The organism is Neoalteromonas facilis (assembly GCF_002807665.1).
Taxonomy (GTDB): domain Bacteria; phylum Pseudomonadota; class Gammaproteobacteria; order Enterobacterales; family Alteromonadaceae; genus Alteromonas_E; species Alteromonas_E facilis.
Map to the genome: position 1 here is coordinate 1 of NZ_PEAY01000008.1, position 18,214 is coordinate 18,214.

Annotated in this window: 10 protein-coding genes; 3 read left to right on the forward strand and 7 right to left on the reverse strand. The window is 45.7% G+C overall.

The features are described 5' to 3' along the window. Positions 1-257 (forward strand): DUF3718 domain-containing protein (locus CSH93_RS16650; protein WP_124748995.1); only part of this gene is annotated, 257 nt, incomplete at its 5' end. 99 nt (positions 258-356) lie between these two features. Here the strand turns inward: CSH93_RS16650 and CSH93_RS16655 are convergent. The 7 genes from CSH93_RS16655 to arcB all read right to left on the reverse strand — a co-directional run bounded on the left by CSH93_RS16655 (position 357) and on the right by arcB (position 11,662). Further along, complete coding sequence (locus CSH93_RS16655) at positions 357-3,461, reverse strand: ligand-binding sensor domain-containing diguanylate cyclase (protein WP_100644503.1); 3,105 nt, start codon at positions 3,459-3,461, stop codon at positions 357-359. A 191-nt stretch (positions 3,462-3,652) separates the two neighbouring features. Next, on the reverse strand, positions 3,653-4,990 hold the full coding sequence (locus CSH93_RS16660; RefSeq protein WP_100644504.1) for a S41 family peptidase: 1,338 nt from the start codon (positions 4,988-4,990) through the stop codon (positions 3,653-3,655). Positions 4,991-5,194: 204 nt separating this feature from the next. Then, on the reverse strand, positions 5,195-6,322 hold the full coding sequence (locus tag CSH93_RS16665; RefSeq protein ID WP_100644505.1) for a M14 family metallopeptidase: 1,128 nt from the start codon (positions 6,320-6,322) through the stop codon (positions 5,195-5,197). Positions 6,323-6,329: 7 nt separating this feature from the next. After that, entirely contained in the window at positions 6,330-7,289 is a 960-nt protein-coding gene (locus CSH93_RS16670) for a permease (protein WP_240615640.1), read from the reverse strand. Positions 7,290-7,347: 58 nt separating this feature from the next. Further along, a complete protein-coding gene (locus CSH93_RS16675; protein WP_100644506.1) occupies positions 7,348-7,638 on the reverse strand; it encodes an ArsR/SmtB family transcription factor in 291 nt (96 codons plus the stop codon). Between the two features lie 228 nt (positions 7,639-7,866). Then, positions 7,867-8,889, reverse strand: a complete 1,023-nt coding sequence (gene trpS / locus CSH93_RS16680) for a tryptophan--tRNA ligase (protein ID WP_100644507.1) — start codon at positions 8,887-8,889, stop codon at positions 7,867-7,869. 424 nt (positions 8,890-9,313) lie between these two features. After that, positions 9,314-11,662 (reverse strand): aerobic respiration two-component sensor histidine kinase ArcB, encoded by a 2,349-nt coding sequence (gene arcB, locus CSH93_RS16685; RefSeq protein WP_100644508.1) that lies wholly within the window; start codon positions 11,660-11,662, stop codon positions 9,314-9,316. Positions 11,663-12,304: 642 nt separating this feature from the next. Here arcB and gltB point away from each other — a divergent pair. After that, positions 12,305-16,771, forward strand: coding sequence for a glutamate synthase large subunit (gene gltB / locus CSH93_RS16690; protein WP_100644509.1), 4,467 nt, complete (start codon positions 12,305-12,307; stop codon positions 16,769-16,771). 18 nt (positions 16,772-16,789) lie between these two features. Beyond that, positions 16,790-18,205 (forward strand): FAD-dependent oxidoreductase, encoded by a 1,416-nt coding sequence (locus tag CSH93_RS16695; protein WP_100644510.1) that lies wholly within the window; start codon positions 16,790-16,792, stop codon positions 18,203-18,205. The last annotated feature ends 9 nt before the right edge of the window (positions 18,206-18,214 follow it).

Below are 18,214 nucleotides of genomic sequence, written 5' to 3' on the forward strand. Positions count from 1 at the left end.
AGAAAATGAAAATGGTTCAGTCTGATTACAACCTTCGTTTATCTGACTACTACACAGGTGTTTCTTGTGGCGGTAACAGCCTTATCCGTACGGCTATCCTTAACAACGCGGTTGAAGCCGGTGAGTTGTTAGTGAAGAAAATGCCTAAGAGCGCGTTAAACGAGCCAGAAGCTGACGGTAAAACACTTCAGGCGTGGATCACTGAGCAAGGCCTTGCTGCTAACCCAGTAGCGTCTGTTCTAGCTGAGCGTATCTAAGAACTCATATTGGTGACCTAACGACACCAAACAAAAGGGCTCCTTCGGGAGCCCTTTTTTGTTTCTAATGTCATCGATTCGGCAATCATAAAGACACATTTATTTCATGCGTTTTTCTATTTTTGCATATCCAAAGACAAGCGTTTGGTCTTGTTGAATTCGCGTTAATACATCGGCATCTGCGTCACGCGTCAACGCGGTAACACCTATCCATGTATCACGATTGTTATTCTTTGCCGCATATAATGCTGCATCAGCAACACCAATCGTATCTTCCCAATTGAGAGCGAGATAGTCATGCTGCGCCAGTGGATAAGCACTATAGCCGATGGAACACGTTACACTTTTTACTTCACCACCTTTAATAGGGTAACGTTCGCCTCCAATCGCGTCGATGACACGTTCAGCAAGGATCGTCGCCTCATGACGAGATGTGTTGTGCACTACAACAAGAAACTCTTCTCCGCCCCAGCGAATAAGATAGTCAATTTCTCTAAACACTCGTCTCAAGCGGTTGCTGGTTTCTATGAGAACTTGATCACCAATTTGATGCCCATAGGTGTCATTGATGGACTTAAAGTGATCGATGTCGATTAAGAAAAATAATATATCGGCACTGTTATCAGGCTGAATATCATTCTTTGTACAATCCGCATAGTAACGATCTAACTTAGCGATATCTCGCTCAATATGTTGTGATAAAAAGCGGCGATTGTGTAACCCCGTCAATGCATCCGTCAAACTCGCCTCTCGCAATGCTTCAGCCTGTTGGTTCAGGGTTTTATTGGCTTTTACCAATTCAGCAGTACGATCAGCGACACGCTGCTCGAGTATCAACTGACGTTGTCTTAGCTGTTTGACCAAGAACCTATGCACAAACAAAGCAGCCATGATGATTAGAATAAGCCCAATGCCCTTAGCCAACCATGTTTGATGCCATGCAGGCGGTATCATTAATCGTCTTTCAAGCCCGTTTTCCTGCCAAGTTAAGCCATCATCGGAATACTGAACTTCAAATGTATAGGCACCCGGTGATAATTGCGTAAAGGTTGCTACCCGATGCTCTGCATCTGTTATTGACCAGTTGTTATCAAAGCCTTTCAGTCGGTAGCGATATTTCAACTTTTTGGGGGACAAATAATCCAGCGCTGTAAACTCAATTGATACGCGTTTAACTAAAGCCGGTAAGGGGATGCCTTGGATTAGTAATGATAGTGACTGGTGTGCTTGTTCATCTGTGCTGATATTCACATTGGTCAGTATGATTGGCACTGCTGCAGGCGCCATCGCAAGACTATCTGCATCAATTAGCGTGAGGCCATTTGCGCCACCAAATACCATCACCCCTTCTAGCGTTTTCGTCCCAGCGCCTCGGCGGAATGGTCGATTGATGGCACTAGCCTCATCAACGACATATTCGACATCTAGCGTGTCTATGTTAACCGCGATAATGTTCTTAGACGTACTGGCAAATACATAACCCTGGGTTTCACCCGCTATCGCTTCCACCCTGCCACCCGATTGGTCAACGCTGACATCGATATGTTGCCAACCTTGGGCACCACGATAAACGAATAAACCAGCGTCACTCGTACCTACCCATACTTGAGACTGGCTGTCGATAAACAAGGTTGCGACAAATTGCTCGTTCAATAATGCTGGCGCATTGGGGGCTGGCTCGACAACGGTTTTGGCAGTGATTGGAAGTTCAACCGCATATAACCCACGCCAAGTGCCCACCCACAATCTATCGTCAGTCGCCAACAACGATGCAACCCGCCTTTCATGAGGTGCCGTCGAAAGTAGGTTTCTAGCCGTTTGGCTTGTCGTATTAAACGCCCATAAACCATCGGTCCCCCCCACCCAAACCGTATCACCCGTTTGCGCAAATGCACTTGAATATTTGGCGACAGGGCGACCTGGAATTTCTACCGGCCGATGTTCGCCAGAGTCTGTGTTAACCATTACAGAGCTAAAATTACTAGACGCAAACACGCTAGCGTCACCTGATGCGACTAGGGTTTCGATAGGATCACTGCCATCATCCCATAATTGAACGCTCTGACCCGTTGTCGGTAACAATCGCTCTACACCACTACTGCCAGTTCCAACAATTAAATTACTACCTATTGCCCGCACAGAATTGACTTGACGCTTCGCCAGACCAGTATCAGTTCCTAACCCGCCTAAAATGCGTTTAATACCTTTATTCCTGATGTCGTACAACTGCAATGCCGTATTAACGCCCATCCATACCAAACCGCGAGAATCGGTCATCAATGCCCATACATTGTCGTGCGCCAAACCAGACGGATGTAGTGCATTAAAGCGCGACTGTCTGAATGATTTTGTATTCAAATCAAGCTTAATCAAGCCTTTGCCAAATGTGCCAAGCAGAACTGTTGAACTATCCACTTGAGTGATGGAATAAATCCACGGCTGCGAGCCGCTCGCCAAACTAATGTGCTCAAAGCTGCCTCGCTTGGTTTGCTCAAAGAGCCCCTGACTTGCCGTACCTACCAATAAAGATTGAGGATCGCTTGAGGTAATAGCGCTGATCCGAACATTTGGCGGGAATCCTTCAGCTGCAACTAACGCTGCGCTAGAGGTTGTAACATCGAGTTGCAGCAGCCCTTTCCCTGTACCAACCCAAAGTGTGCCATCCTTGACAAAAAGCGCATGGATCCTCGCATCAAAAGGCAACACTAATGCCTGCAGTGAGTTTTGCTCATGCGAGTATTGATAGAGCTCACGGTCTGTAGCAATGAACACGGTTTGCTCTGTCGTCGAAATTTCCTGCACAGATAAGTGCGACGAGGTACCGTCGATCACGGGTATCAATTGACGAGTTCCGGCCTTAAGCGTATACAACCCCCTACTCGTGCCAACCCACAATTGCCCTTGATGATCAGCATGAACGCGTTGTATCTGTGGGCTTGGGTTTTCATCGGCATCCGCATCGAATGACGCGCGAACCGCTGTGTGCGAATCCCACCGCCACAGGCCATTGTCTGAGACAAACCAGATAAACCCTTGGCCATCTTCTGCAAGCGACACGATATCTCCATCGACGCCTACCGTATTTTTGAGCGGAGAATGATAAATAGGGTGTTCAAATAGTGAAGAGGCGTGAACAGTATTATCTAGGAATAAACCGTTTAGCGTAAAACACACTAGGAGTGTGAATAGCGATAAGATCCTCATGCTCTTCTCATAGTTAAAGTGTTCTTAATCGGGTCGAACGCCGATAACAATTAGGGAGCGTAGAGTATAGTTTTGCGCCGATTGATGCAATCTAAATGGCCTTTTGAGGGTCACTCCAAATGAGTGGACCCACAATGTGAAAGGCTAATTGATCAAGGGGTTTTCACGCCGTTATGCTAGTGATTCGGTGATTAATCACTACTTCGCGCATTCTGACTATACCTTCCATCATCGGAAACCCCTTGAATAGCGACCACTTTGCCATTTTCAGTGATTATTTTAATGCGGAAATCATCCTTTCCTTCAAGCCCAAACAACTGTTCATTGATAGGGAACAATGGATATTTTTTATTCCCATTGCGCTGATAGTATAGTTCGCCACTCTCATAAGTAAGTGTTCTTACACCATACTGCCCAGCGTATTGCTGCAGCAAATTTTCAGCAATCGCCGGTCTTTTAGATTTCGCTTTTATTAAGCCTAAATACCACTCGTTTATAGCGTTATCGCCTCTACCTTGAGCTATTTGCGCTTCTAAAGCCATGATATGTGCGGTCTGAAGTGCTGTATCAGCATCCTGCTCTATATGCGGCTTAACACCTACCGCCTCCCAATTACTTCCCGTAATCGGGTTTATAGAACGGGCCGTAGGGACCCAAACCAAAAATCTATCGTTCGCGATTTCCCGGCCGCCAGGGTGGGCTCCACCACCTGTAGTTTCACCAATGATGGTTGCACGCTGTAAATGCTTGAGGGTGTATGCGAAGTCTTCAGCTGCGGAAAACGAACTTCTGCTGGTTAGTACGAAGACGTCAATATCTGGCCGTCTTTTTCCAGGCACCATGGGCAAACTCCAATACTGCTTAATAGAGTCTAATTCCCGTTTATAGATATCGTTCAAGTGAACCGGCTCCTCATCCAACAAGTAGCTTATTAGAAACTGGACCATCGAAGGTGAGCCGCCACCATTGTTTCGCACATCAAAAATAAGACTGTCAGTGTTTTCAACAAATGACATTGCTGCTATGGCTGCACTTTTAGCATCTTCGGGGAAATCAAAACGCCGAAGATCAATGTAACCAACATTTCCATCTAAGATTGAGACTTGCCTGAAACCATGGTTTTTAGCACGTCTATTTAACTTTTCTTTCTTTTCTAATTCAGGGTCAATGATTTGAAACTCCTGCGCCCTGAGTTGTTCGACGCGTTGAGGATCAAAATAGACTCTAAGATGGCGGTCATGACTTACGGACTGAATATCATGCGTAAATTGCTGTGCTAATTCTTTCGCGTTGTCGAACCTATTGTATGCCCCTTCTTGCAGTTTAGTGGTTAGAACGTTGCGGATTTGTTTCGATACATCAGGAAATACATACTTTGCTTCCAATAGCTCACTGACCGCATCGACAAGCAAAGCAGGCTCATTTTCTTGCAGATTTTCGTCATAAACAGAAGCCCTACTTTCTGTACTCGAAGTTAATAGAAAGCCTATTAATAATAAACACTTAAGAATGTTGACTGGTGAATGCATTGTCACGTTGTCTTTCCTTTTGCGACTTTTATAGTGGAGGTTTTAGGGTTCGATATTGCCTATTCAAACAGGTTTTGCGTGTAGCCTTTTGGGCTTGGCATGGAGCTAGAGCCTGTTGTGCGATAAACGCATCATAATCCATCATTTGTGAAGCTGATGTCGTCACCAGTACAGGCTAGGTTACTCTCACCAAAGCAAACTATTTCAATTGCTATTGCGTTTGAAGTGATCAGCAAGAGATTGCACCAAGTTTTGACCGAGCTCACGGCACGCGTGGTGATCCCAAGCTTCGCCTTGCGGTCTATTCTGTAGTGGCTTGAATGACGCTTCTAACAACAAAGACACCGCATCAAACGCTTGCGCAACATAAGTAGTGGCGGTTTTACCTTGGCTACAGCTAGATGTACCACAGCCACTTGTGCATGAATTGGCGTAGGTCGCATAGTCATACGCCAACTGAAAGTGAGGTTCGAGCTTGGCCAAGCGCTGTTTAAAGACCTCGCCCTCATCACCTGAACCAAACGACATAATGAAGTTATACGGTATTGATTCGTCTCCATGAATATCAACGAAGAAATCTACTCCATATTCGCTCATCGCTTGTTGGACAGCAAATACTTCGGGACACGACTCAACAGAGGGCTCTGACCAACACCGATTTAGGTTCTTACCTAGCGCGTTGGTTCTATGATTGCCTATTTGGCTCCCATCGGGGTTCATGTTCATGACCACGAACACATTCGCAACGTCGAAGAGTGACGCAAATTGCCCCTTGTTGCTCAGAGCATGTGTAATTCCCTCCGATATCCACTGTGCCATCGACTCGCCTGGATGCTGCCGCGCGATTAACCACACATTCTTTTTGTGCGGTGCAATGTCTCCAATAGTAAGCAAATTAAGGTTATTGCCACTGGCAGTAGTAACCAAACTATTCATATGGATATGCGATTGCTCTAACAATCGCTTTTCCTGCTGCGCCTGGCGATTCAGTGGATAAGGAACAAAATACGCGTAATAAGTCGTCGTTGATGTTGCATCGTGCTCAATGGAAAGTGACTCACCATCGAACCTAGTAGCTACAGTGAACCAATGTTCATTGTCGTAGGAGACGAATACCTCATAACCATCCCAAGCATTCTGAAAACTCACTTGCCCTGCATTCAGGAGCGCAATATGGTGAGCTGTTGGTTGGCTGGTTTCTAATGAGAAATAAAACCATTGCCGAGTACACGATTGATTGTCTTTAGGGATCTTCAGCTTAATATTGCTGGCGATCTCTGCTTGCACCACCTCAATAGCACCACCACAAAATTCACTATTAATTCTCATCATTATTCCCCTAGACCAGAAGCTCAATCACAAAGCCACTGATACATGCAGTTGCGAAAACGGTAAAAACAAAAGCACCGAGTAACTGCCAGTGGAATAGCCGCTTTAACATGATCATTTCGGGTAAGCTCGCTCCCGCGCCGGCAATAGTAAGCGACATGACTGACCCCAAACTCATGCCTTTACCGACCAAAGAAGCAGCTATCGGTAACATCGTCGACGCTCTGACATAGAGAAAAACGCCAATCAGTGCAGACAGTGGGATAAGGACAACAACACTGAAGGTTGTTAGAGCGGAGAAAAACGCCGTTGGGACAAACCCATGTAAGGCTGCACCTACAGCCACACCTAGGATCATGTAAGGCAACATGGACCTTAACTGAGTAAAGGTTTCCATACTGAGTTGCTTGAATACCCTAGCTTTGTTTTTGCTTGGCGTTGGAGTACAGCAAGATGACGGCTGAATATTCGCCTCTTCTTTTTTCACCACATCACCACAAGAAGCTCCTTGGCACGTGTCGGCATTATCAAATAGCTCCTGTTTTACATACTTATCGAAACGAAGATGCTGTAACACATTGCCGGCCAGCGCGGCCATGCCGATGGCAAAAAAGGAATAAATTAGAGTAACTTTTATGCCAAAGGTCACCCAAAACAAACTCACAATAAATGGATTTATCAACGGTGAAGTAAACAAAAAGGCCATCACAGGTCCAAATTGAGCTTTTGCTTTTAACAGTCCAATAAGCATTGGAATTGTCGAGCAGCTACAAAACGGCGTGACCGCTCCGAGCGAAATTGCAGTTGTATAGCCTTTATTGCCAGACAATAACTGCTTAACCTTTTGAGCCGGTAAAAAGTAATTGACGATGCTGACAACAAAACTGATCAGCACAAATAAAACTGCCAGCTCGGCTAAGGTACTTATGAAGAAGCTCAACGCTTCCTCGAATTGGTTTGACACATTCATAAAACCACCATTTAAAACCATAATTCTAGATATATCGAAATATAAAATCCAAAAAAAACTAATCACCTTCTTTGCAGCATTCTTCCGTAAGAAAAGCGACTAGATTATCTAATTCCTTATATTGTGCGTTACAACGAAGCACTCGACCCTCTCTGGTCTGTGTTAATAGGCCCACTCTCACCAACCGAGATATGTGGTGGGAAAGTGTGGAAGCAGGCACTGACAACTTCTCTTGAATAGCGGACACAGGCAAACCAGCACTACCGGCCTTGACTAAGGTACGATAGATTTCCAATCGAGTAACATGTCCTAACTCAGCGAGCTGAGCTGCTGCTTTATCTATTTTCATAGTGCGGCACTATATGCGGAAGAATACGCACTGTCAACAATATTTCTAGAATCATGGAATTGTTTTACACTCTAAGCAAAAACGTCGAGTCTTACAGTGGAGCGCGCATTTGCCATAACCAGATCGTTTCGACTGTACTTGCGTGGTTTAAACCGAATCCATTTATAGCAACGGCTACTAGAGATTCGGCACAGAACCTCTAGAAACTAGCTGTTGAACGCAAGCAATTCAAAACACATTCAAACCAAAAACATCTTTAACATTAAGCAGTACTTGCGCTGTCTTTTCTCTTGAGATTTGGCTTCCCTTGATCAAAACATCCACTAGCTGAGCTTTATCATTGAGAAACTCTGCTCTCTTCTCTCTTATTGGTCGAAGCATGTCCTGCAAACACTCTTCCAGCACTTTTTTCGTTGTACCGTCACCAAGACCTCCACGCTGATAATGCTCTTTTAATTGACGGATATAGCCATCATCAGGATGAAAAGCATCAAGATAGGTAAAGACAACATTTCCTTCGATTTTACCGGGGTCGTCAACCCTCAGGTGATTTGGATCGGTATACATTGATTTTACCGCAGCAGAGATCTCCTTTTCAGTCGCTCCTAGGTTAATGGTGTTGCCCATTGACTTAGACATCTTACTTTTTCCATCCGTACTCGGAAGCCGCGATGCATTACTCAGCATCGGCCTGCACTCATTCAGAACTGTACGTCCTGCTAACGAGTTGACCTTTCTTACTATCTCATTGGTTTGTTCAAGCATCGGGAACTGGTCTTCCCCAACAGGCACCAGAGAAGCATTAAAGCCTGTAATATCAGCAGCTTGAGATATGGGGTATGTTAAAAAGCCGGCGGGGATGGATCGTTCCAATCCTTTGTTTTGGATTTCACTTTTAACCGTCGGGTTGCGTTCTAACCGACTGATGGTAACCAGATTACTGTAATACATCGTCAACTCTGCAAGGGCGGGAAGTTGTGATTGAAGGCAAATCGTTGTTTCCGATGGATCGATACCAACAGCAAGGTAATCAGCAACAACATTTAAAATGTTGGATGATACCTTTTTCGGATTGTGAGCATTATCGGTAAGCCCCTGCATATCAGCGACAAGAACGGTCTGCTCGTGAATTGTTTGTAAAGCTACGCGTTGCTTCAAAGAACCAACATAATGACCGAGATGTAATGGGCCTGTTGCCCTATCGCCGGTCAAAATAACCTCTGCTTTTTCAGCATTTTGCTTTGTGTTCATGGGTGTATCTCCTAGTTAAAATAGATCGCTACTGGAGATACAAAAAGAAATTACAGTCTTAGCTACCGTCCAGCAGCTTAAGAATGTAAGAATTCCGTGCCGCTCTAAACAGAGCGCCACCAGAAGAATGATGATGTAGGCGTTGAAATGTATTTCATGCGGGTAATCTAACGATAATCCTTTAGAAACTCAACTCTCAACAACGGATTACCACTAGAAAATCTTTTGTAAAACATGGCTGTTAGACGACTGAGTGAACAATCAAGCAAGGTGCTAAACACCAAAACGCCGAATCAGTGATTTAAATCCACCGATTGAACTGACAGTCATACGTCGCTTATCGACTCCTTGAGTTAGGAAGCTGAGCAATAGCCTTTAAGAAGTCAGAACACTATTGCTCAGAACGCTTTTTGAGCTTCAGGCGTTAATCCTCGATCGTCTGCTCGTTCAGCCAATCAGTAAGCATCACCATATCTTTCTGCACGGCTTCCTGTAATTCTTCAACCCAGTCCTGAACATTCTGCCACCATGCTGGATGGTCGCCTTGTTGGATTTGATTGGCAATGCGCTGAACGCGCGCTAAACCAACAGAACCTGCAGCGCCTTTGATTTTGTGAGCTTGCGCACACACTTCAGACTTTTCGTCCGCACTCAAACTTAATTGCAAAATTTCCATGTACTCAGGCATTTTCTCCTGAAAGACTTTCACACTGGTTCTAACCATGTCTTCACCAATGGTATCAACCAACATTTGCAACAAGTCGAGATCCAATACGTTGCCCAGATCTTTGCTGGGTTTGGCTGGCGCTGATTCTTTTTGTGGAGCCGACGGTGAATAGTCAAACAGCGCATTAAAGACTTCAATAACCCGGCTTTTCTTCAATGGCTTGGCAATGATGTCGTCCATGCCGTTTTCCAGATATTCTTCACGCTTTTTAATCACGTTTGCGGTTAACGCTACGATGGGCGTTTGCATCACCAAATCTTCATCATGCAGGGTTTTAGCGACTTCAAAACCATTCATATCAGGCAATTGAATATCCAACAATATAAGGTCATAAGTATTCGCGCGCGCTTTATCTATCGCTTCTTGCCCGGTCATCGCAACATCCACATGCTGACCTAACTTTTCAAGTAAGGCTTTGGCGACCATAACATTCAACTCGATGTCTTCAACCAGCAGGATTTTGAGGTTATTTACTTTTAACGATTCTAATTGCACAGGACGCGTGGAGATTGCCACTGGCAACTCAACTTCAAAGCGAGAGCCCTTACCTACTTCTGAGCTAACAGTGATTTTACCTTTCATTAAATCAACCATTTGCTTACAAATGGCTAAGCCAATACCGGTTCCTGTTGCGGTTTGGTGATCGGGGTGGTCAACTTGATAATACATCGCAAAGATCTTATCGAGCTCTTCTTGCGGTATTCCGACGCCCGTATCTTTCACCACAAATTTAACTAGTGACACACCTTCTTCTGGTCGTGTGGCAGATACCGTTAAGCTGACCTGTCCACGAGGGGTGAATTTTACTGCGTTGAACATGATGTTCCATAATACTTGCCTTAACCGCGTGCCATCCACTTCAATAAGCGAAGGCAAAGGTTCCACGATATCCCACACAAAATCTAAACCTTTATCAGCGGCGAGTAACCGAATGATACTGCCTAACTCATCAGTGAATTCATGCAGCGAAACCGTCTTTAGCGACAGTTCAAGTTTATCGCGGTCTAATCTGTCGAGATCAATAATGTCGTTAAAAATATTGCCTAACGTAATGGCGCTGGCGTAGATAGTACTGACCCAGTTGAACTGCTCTTTACTCAATTCAGTGTCACGCAACATGCGACTCAAACCCACAATCCCGTTCAATGGTGTACGCAGTTCATGGCTGATTGTCGCGATAAAACGTGTTTTATCCTTACTGGCTTTCGCCGCCTTGCTCTCGGCTTGTTTACGCTCGGTCATGTCGCGACCAAATGCCAGCAGGCCCAAACGGTTGCCGTCGTTATCGAAAAACGGCACTTTACGCATTTCGAAATAGCGATGGCGACCATCGGCGAAACGCAGCCACAGTTCTTCGGTAATACTCGCATTACTCTCAAGTACTTCATGATCACTGGCGACAACCTGTCGTGCGAGATCTTCTTCGTAAACATCGTGAGGCGTTAAGCCAAGCAATTCATCTTGGGTTTTGCCGGTGAGTTGTTCTGCAACTCGGTTACAGCCAGCAAAACGTCCCTCTTCGTTGCGGTAGTAAATCAAATCCGGCGACGCATCTATAATAGAGCGCAATAGCGTAGATAAGCGGCGAGCTTGTAATTCTTGCTCTGACTTATCTTTGATCTCTTTTTCCAATTCTACGAATACACTTTCACGTTCTAACTGAGCTGCTTTGCGTTGCTCAATTTCGTGATTCAATTTGCGGATATTGTGTTGCAGCTCGCGATTAAGAAATACATCTTCTTCGCGTAACTTTTCCATTTGCTCTACTAACTCTTTCAAGTGGGTTCTGGAATGCTCTAAGTGTTTAACCAACTCGCTGAAGAAATAGAGCACCCACGGCGCACTTAACATGGTAAGAATAATGGCACTAATAAAGTCATCTGGCTCTATTGAACTATTTAAGCTCACGCGAATGATATACGAGCCGCCGAGAGTAAAAGCGAGGCTGGCTAAGACGAAAAGTACACTTAATTTAATGGTGCCAATACGCTCTACAAATTGGGCAAAACGAATGGCCCAGGCATCTTTTGGTGATTCTTCTTGCATGTCGGTTAATGTTGCCGATTAACGATGCACGCATATTAGCAGTTTGATCGCTAAGTTGTGCAATATTCGTCTGTGAATTGTTGTTTTTACCGTCATGCTGGAAATATTTGCGCAGTAGAAAGGCGTGGTCATAGTGAGTGACAACAGCGCTGTTGACCAAAAGAATAAATATTTGAATAAACCTACCCAAAGTGAATATTTATTCACAATTAAAAACAAATTTGAAATTCACCACAAGTTTGTAAACAGTTTGTTAATAGAGATTTTACCGGTCTAAATTTTCACCAATTCAAGCTAAATTAGTTGCAGTAGCAACTGTTTAAAAATAGCAATAACCCATTGTTATTAATAATGATTAATAAACAAAACAGACTATAAGCCGTGTATTTGAGAATCTCCAATTGATTTTCATGGCTGACACGGGTATTTTGTTTCGTCCGCAAATAATAAAAATGAATAAAAATGCGGATCGGTAGGGCCTGTATCCTCATAAGAACAACGACAGTTACGAAATAATAAGCACGCAGTTGAGCCTCAGCCACTATATTTGGAGTAGTGTCCAATAGTGTGCTGTGGTGTTTCGCTGTATCTGCCACCTTGCATTGCCTGATATACGCAAGGAACAGCAATAGGAGTTTAGGAATGAGTTTATATAATCCTGCTGACTCACGGGATAACTGTGGTTTTGGCCTTATCGCTCACGTTGAAGGTGAAGCCAGTCATCGCTTAATAACCACGGCCATTGAAGGTCTTGATCGCATGCAACACCGCGGCGGTATCGCTGCGGATGGGAAAACGGGAGACGGTTGCGGCCTTTTATTACAGAAGCCTGACTCCTTTTTCCAAGCTATCGCGAAAGACAATGATTGGCGACTAAGCAAAAAATACGGTGTTGGCACTATCTTCTTCAGCCAAGATGCCGACAAGCAAGCAAAAGCCCGTAGCGTTATTGAACAAGAACTGATTAAAGAAACGCTGGCCGTTGTCGGCTGGCGAGTTGTGCCAGTTGATCACAGTGTACTAGGTGATCTGGCGAAAACCGGTGTGCCACATATTGAGCAAGTATTTGTGAATGCTCCTCCGGGCTGGCGTAAGCGTGATTTAGAAAGACGCTTATTTATGGTGCGCCGTCGCGTTGAAAAACAACTTGTCGATGATCCCGATTTTTACGTCGCCTGTTTATCTGCATTGGTTACCATCTATAAAGGCTTGGTTATGCCGTGTGATTTGCCAAAGTTCTATTTGGATTTGGCCGATCCGCGTATGGAAAGTGCAATTTGCGTTTTCCACCAGCGTTTTTCAACCAATACCCTGCCAAAGTGGCCACTTGCTCAACCATTTCGCTTCCTCGCTCACAACGGTGAAATCAATACCATTAAGGGTAACCGTGACTGGGCCAGAGCGCGTACGGCCAAATTTGCTACTCCACTCATTCCAGACTTAAATGATGCTGCGCCTTTCGTTAATACAGAGGGCTCAGACTCAAGTTCATTGGATAACATGCTTGAACTGTTTCTTGCGGGCGGGATGGATTTATTCCGTGCCATGCGCTTGTTGGTGCCGCCGGCCTATCAAAACAACAAAACCATGGATCCAGAGCTGCGCGCTTTTTACGAGTTTAACTCAATGCATATGGAGCCTTGGGATGGTCCTGCGGGCATCGTATTAACCAACGGGCGTCACGTTGCCTGTAATCTTGATAGAAACGGTTTACGCCCTGCACGCTATGTCATCACTGATGATGGTTTTATTACGCTTGCCTCTGAAGTCGGTATTTGGGATTACGCCCCAGAGTCGGTGTTAGAGAAAGGCCGTGTAGGTCCCGGCGAAATGCTCGCGGTCGATACTTATACCGGCAAGATCATGCGCTCAAATGAAATCGATGAAGACCTTAAAGGCCGTCATCCTTATCAAGAATGGCTTAACAAACATATTCGCCGCTTAACCCCCATTGAACAAATGGATTCAGGGCTAATCGGTAAGCGTGTTTTTGATGATGAAGCGATTGCGACCTATCACAAACTGTTCAATTACAGTTATGAAGAAATCCAGCAGGTTATTAAGGTTCTCGCGAAAGATGGTCAAGAAGCCGTAGGCTCGATGGGAGATGACACGCCAATGGCCGTCATGTCTTCCAAACACCGCACGTTATATGACTATTTCCGGCAACAATTTGCGCAAGTCACGAACCCACCGATTGATTCGTTACGTGAAAACCACGTTATGTCATTGGCGACCTGTATTGGCCGAGAGCAAAACGTGTTCAGCGAAACCAGCGGTTATGCTGATCGGGTTCTGTTTGAATCACCGGTACTGATGTATACGGATTTAAAACAGCTACGGGAATTTAACCCAGAGCACTATTACTCTGAAATTGTCGACCTTAACTACGCTCCTGAAGAAGGCTTAAGACAAGCGATAGAACGCGTTTGCGGCGAAGTCGAATACCTTGTAAAACAGAAACATGCGGCGTTTGTGATCTTGTCCGACAGACACATTAAGCCAAACCGTATTCCTATCCCTGCAGCCATGGCTGTAGGCGCGGTGCACCAGCGTCTCGTTGCAAAGCAATTACGTTGTGATGCGAATATCGTCGTTGAAACCGCCAGTGCACGCGACCCCCACCATTTTGCCGTGCTGATTGGATTGGGTGCCACAGCCATTTATCCGTTCCTTGCCTATGAGACCATTGAGCAAATGGCGGAGTTTGAGGAATTCAATATACCGGTGCTAGAAGCCGTATTGAATTACCGCAAAGGGATCAATAAAGGCCTCTATAAGATCATGTCGAAAATGGGCATCAGCACTGTCGCCAGCTACCGAAGCTCCAAGTTGTTTGAAGCGGTGGGTATCAATCGTAATGTTATGGACATGTGCTTTAAAGGCGTGACCAGCCGTATTCAAGGCGCAAGTTTTGAAGACTTTGAGCAAGACACGCTCAACTTAAGTCGTATTGCATGGCTTAAACGTAAGAAGCTGTCTCATGGCGGTTTGCTCAAATATGTTCATGATGGCGAATACCATGCCTACAACCCGGACGTTGTGCAGTCTCTACAAAAAGCGGTTAAAACCGGCAGTTATGAAGACTATAAGGTGTATTCTGGCCTAGTAAATGAGAGAGCGCCGGCGCATTTGCGCGATCTACTTGGGTTAACCAGCGACCTTCCTCCTGTTGATATTGACACCGTAGAACCAGCCGAAAACCTTTACCCTCGCTTTGACTCAGCGGCGATGTCTATTGGGGCATTAAGCCCTGAAGCACATGAAGCACTCGCGATTGCAATGAACCGCTTGGGCGGCAATTCAAACTCGGGCGAAGGCGGTGAAGATCCCGCACGTTTCAACACCGAACGAAACTCAAGAATAAAACAGGTCGCTTCAGGTCGCTTTGGCGTTACCCCCCATTACTTGGTAAATGCCAGCGTTATCCAAATCAAAGTTGCACAAGGGGCAAAACCGGGAGAAGGCGGCCAATTGCCTGGAGATAAAGTCAATCAATACATCGCAGAGCTAAGATACTCCGTGCCGGGTGTGACGCTTATTTCGCCACCACCCCATCATGACATTTACTCTATTGAGGATTTAGCGCAGCTTATTTTTGACTTAAAACAGGTCAATCCAGACGCGTTAATATCCGTTAAGTTGGTATCTGAACCAGGAGTAGGCACTATTGCCACTGGCGTAGCAAAGGCGTACGCAGATCTGATCACAATATCAGGCTATGACGGCGGTACAGGCGCAAGCCCACTGACTTCGGTTAAGTACGCTGGCAGTCCTTTTGAATTGGGCTTGTCTGAGTCGCAGCAAGCACTCGTCGAGAATGGCTTACGGCATAAAGTGCGTGTGCAAACTGACGGCGGTTTGAAAACCGGATTAGACGTTGTCAAAGGGGCTATTTTAGGTGCTGAAAGTTTCGGTTTCGGCACTGGTCCTATGGTCGCGTTAGGGTGCAAGTACCTGCGTATATGTCACCTAAACAATTGTGCGACCGGTGTTGCGACGCAAGATGAAAAGTTACGTGACAACTATTTCATCGGCTTGCCTGAGATGGTGATGAATTACTTTAAATTTGTCGCTCAAGAAGTACGTGAGATCCTTGCTCAACTGGGGGTCACTAAACTCGATGATGTGATCGGGCGTACCGAATTCTTAAAAGTTCTTGATGGCCATACTGCCAAGCAGAATAAGCTCGATTTACAGCCCCTGTTGGCCAAGCCATCGGCAGGTGAACATACGCGCCTATTTTGTTCTGAAACAACCAATGCGCCATTAGATAAAGGACTGCTCAATCAACAAATATTGAGCGATTGCCAAAAAGCGATCGAAACACGCTCCGGCGTGAATCTAGAATACGCTATTCGCAATACCGACCGCAGTGTGGGCGCAACCCTATCGGGTGCGATTGCGCGCGTTTATGGCAACGACGGACTATCGGATTCCCCCATAAAAATAACCTTACGCGGCACCAGTGGCCAAAGCTTTGGTGTGTGGAATGCGGGAGGCGTGCATATGCACCTGATTGGTGACGCCAATGACTATGTCGGTAAAGGTATGGCCGGCGGTAAGCTGGTGATCAATCCTCCTCGCGGTATCAAATTCAATCCATTTGAAAGTGCCATTATGGGAAATACCTGCTTATACGGTGCGACCGGCGGTAAGCTTTTCGCAGCGGGTCGTGCAGGCGAACGTTTTGGCGTGCGAAATTCAGGCGCGATAGCGGTTGTGGAAGGTATTGGTGACAACGGTTGTGAATATATGACCGGCGGGATTGTTGCTGTATTAGGTAGTATTGGTGTTAACTTTGGCGCCGGTATGACCGGTGGGTTTGCCTACTTATATGATGCTCATAACGATATTAATGCGCGTCTTAACAGCGAACTAGTTGAAGCACTTCCGGTCGAGCAAAAAGGGATCCTAACTGAACACTTGCGTGGTCTTATCGATCAACACTATGAGGAAACAGGCAGTGAACATGCACTTCACCTGTTAACCAACTTCAGCGAAGAAGTGGCTAAGTTCCGCCTTGTTAAACCGAAAACCAGTGATGTGAAGAATCTACTCGGGCACATAAGCCGCTCGACGTCAGAACTTCAATTGCAAGCGCAGTAGTGTAAGGAAGTATTAGATATGGCAAAAAACGTATATCAATTTGTAGACGTCGAAAGAATTGATCCACCGAAAAAGCCGATACTGGTGCGCAAAGAAGACTTTGGTGAGATATATCAACCATTGACCCAGTCGCAAACCGAAGGTCAGGCCGATCGTTGTCTTGATTGTGGTAACCCTTATTGTGAGTGGAAGTGTCCAGTACACAACTACATTCCACAATGGCTTAGTTTAGCCAATGAAGGCCGTATTTTAGAGGCTGCCGAGCTGTCGCACAAAACCAACAGCTTACCCGAAGTCTGTGGACGCGTGTGCCCTCAGGATAGACTTTGCGAGGGCGCGTGTACGCTTAACGATGACTTTGGTGCCGTCACCATCGGCAGTATTGAAAAATACATCACTGACACCGCGTTTAAAATGGGTTGGCGCCCCGATATGTCGGGTGTTACATGGACCGACAAAAAGGTCGCTATTGTTGGCGCAGGTCCTGCTGGATTAGCCTGTGCGGACATCCTTGTGCGTAACGGCGTGAAGCCTATTGTGTTTGACAAGTACCCTGAAATTGGCGGTTTATTAACGTTTGGTATCCCATCCTTCAAGTTGGAAAAGGATGTGGTTAAGTTGCGCCGTGAAATCTTTACCGAGATGGGTGTGGAGTTTGTCCTCAATACTGAAATTGGCAAAGACATTCCATTTCAACAACTGATCGATGAATACGATGCAGTGTTCCTTGGCATGGGCACTTACAAAGCAATGGAAGGTGGCTTCGACAATGAAGAAGCGCCAGGCGTTTACAAAGCACTGCCGTTCTTAATTGCCAATATCAATCGCCTCATGGGGCTAGAAAAAAGCCCTGATGAATTTATTGATATGAAAGGTAAACACGTCGTCGTACTCGGTGGTGGTGATACTACGATGGACTGTGTACGCACCTCTATTCGTCAAGGCGCTAGTAAGGTTACTTGTGCATATCGCCGTGATGAAGACAGCATGCCAGGCTCTCGACGCGAGGTAGTTAACGCCAAAGAAGAAGGCGTTGAATTCCAGTTTAATTTACAGCCACTGGATATAGCGGTTGACGAACACGGTAACACCATTGGCGTTAAAGTCGTTCGTACTGAAATGGGCCCAGCAGACGCGCAAGGAAGACGCCGTCCAGTCGAAGTTGAAGGTTCAGAACATATTCTGGAAGCTGATGCGGTCATCATTGCCTTTGGTTTCCAACCCAGTCCAGCCAGCTGGTTTGCCGATTTTGGCATTATCTTAGATGAAAAAGGACGCGTTCGAGCTCCCGCGAATGGACAGTTCCCATTCCAAACCTCTAACCCTCACGTGTTTTCAGGCGGAGACATGGTTAGAGGAAGTGATCTTGTGGTCACCGCAATTGATGAAGGCCGCAAGGCTGCTGAAGGCATTCTAGACTATATCGGCGTTTAGTAGTCGACG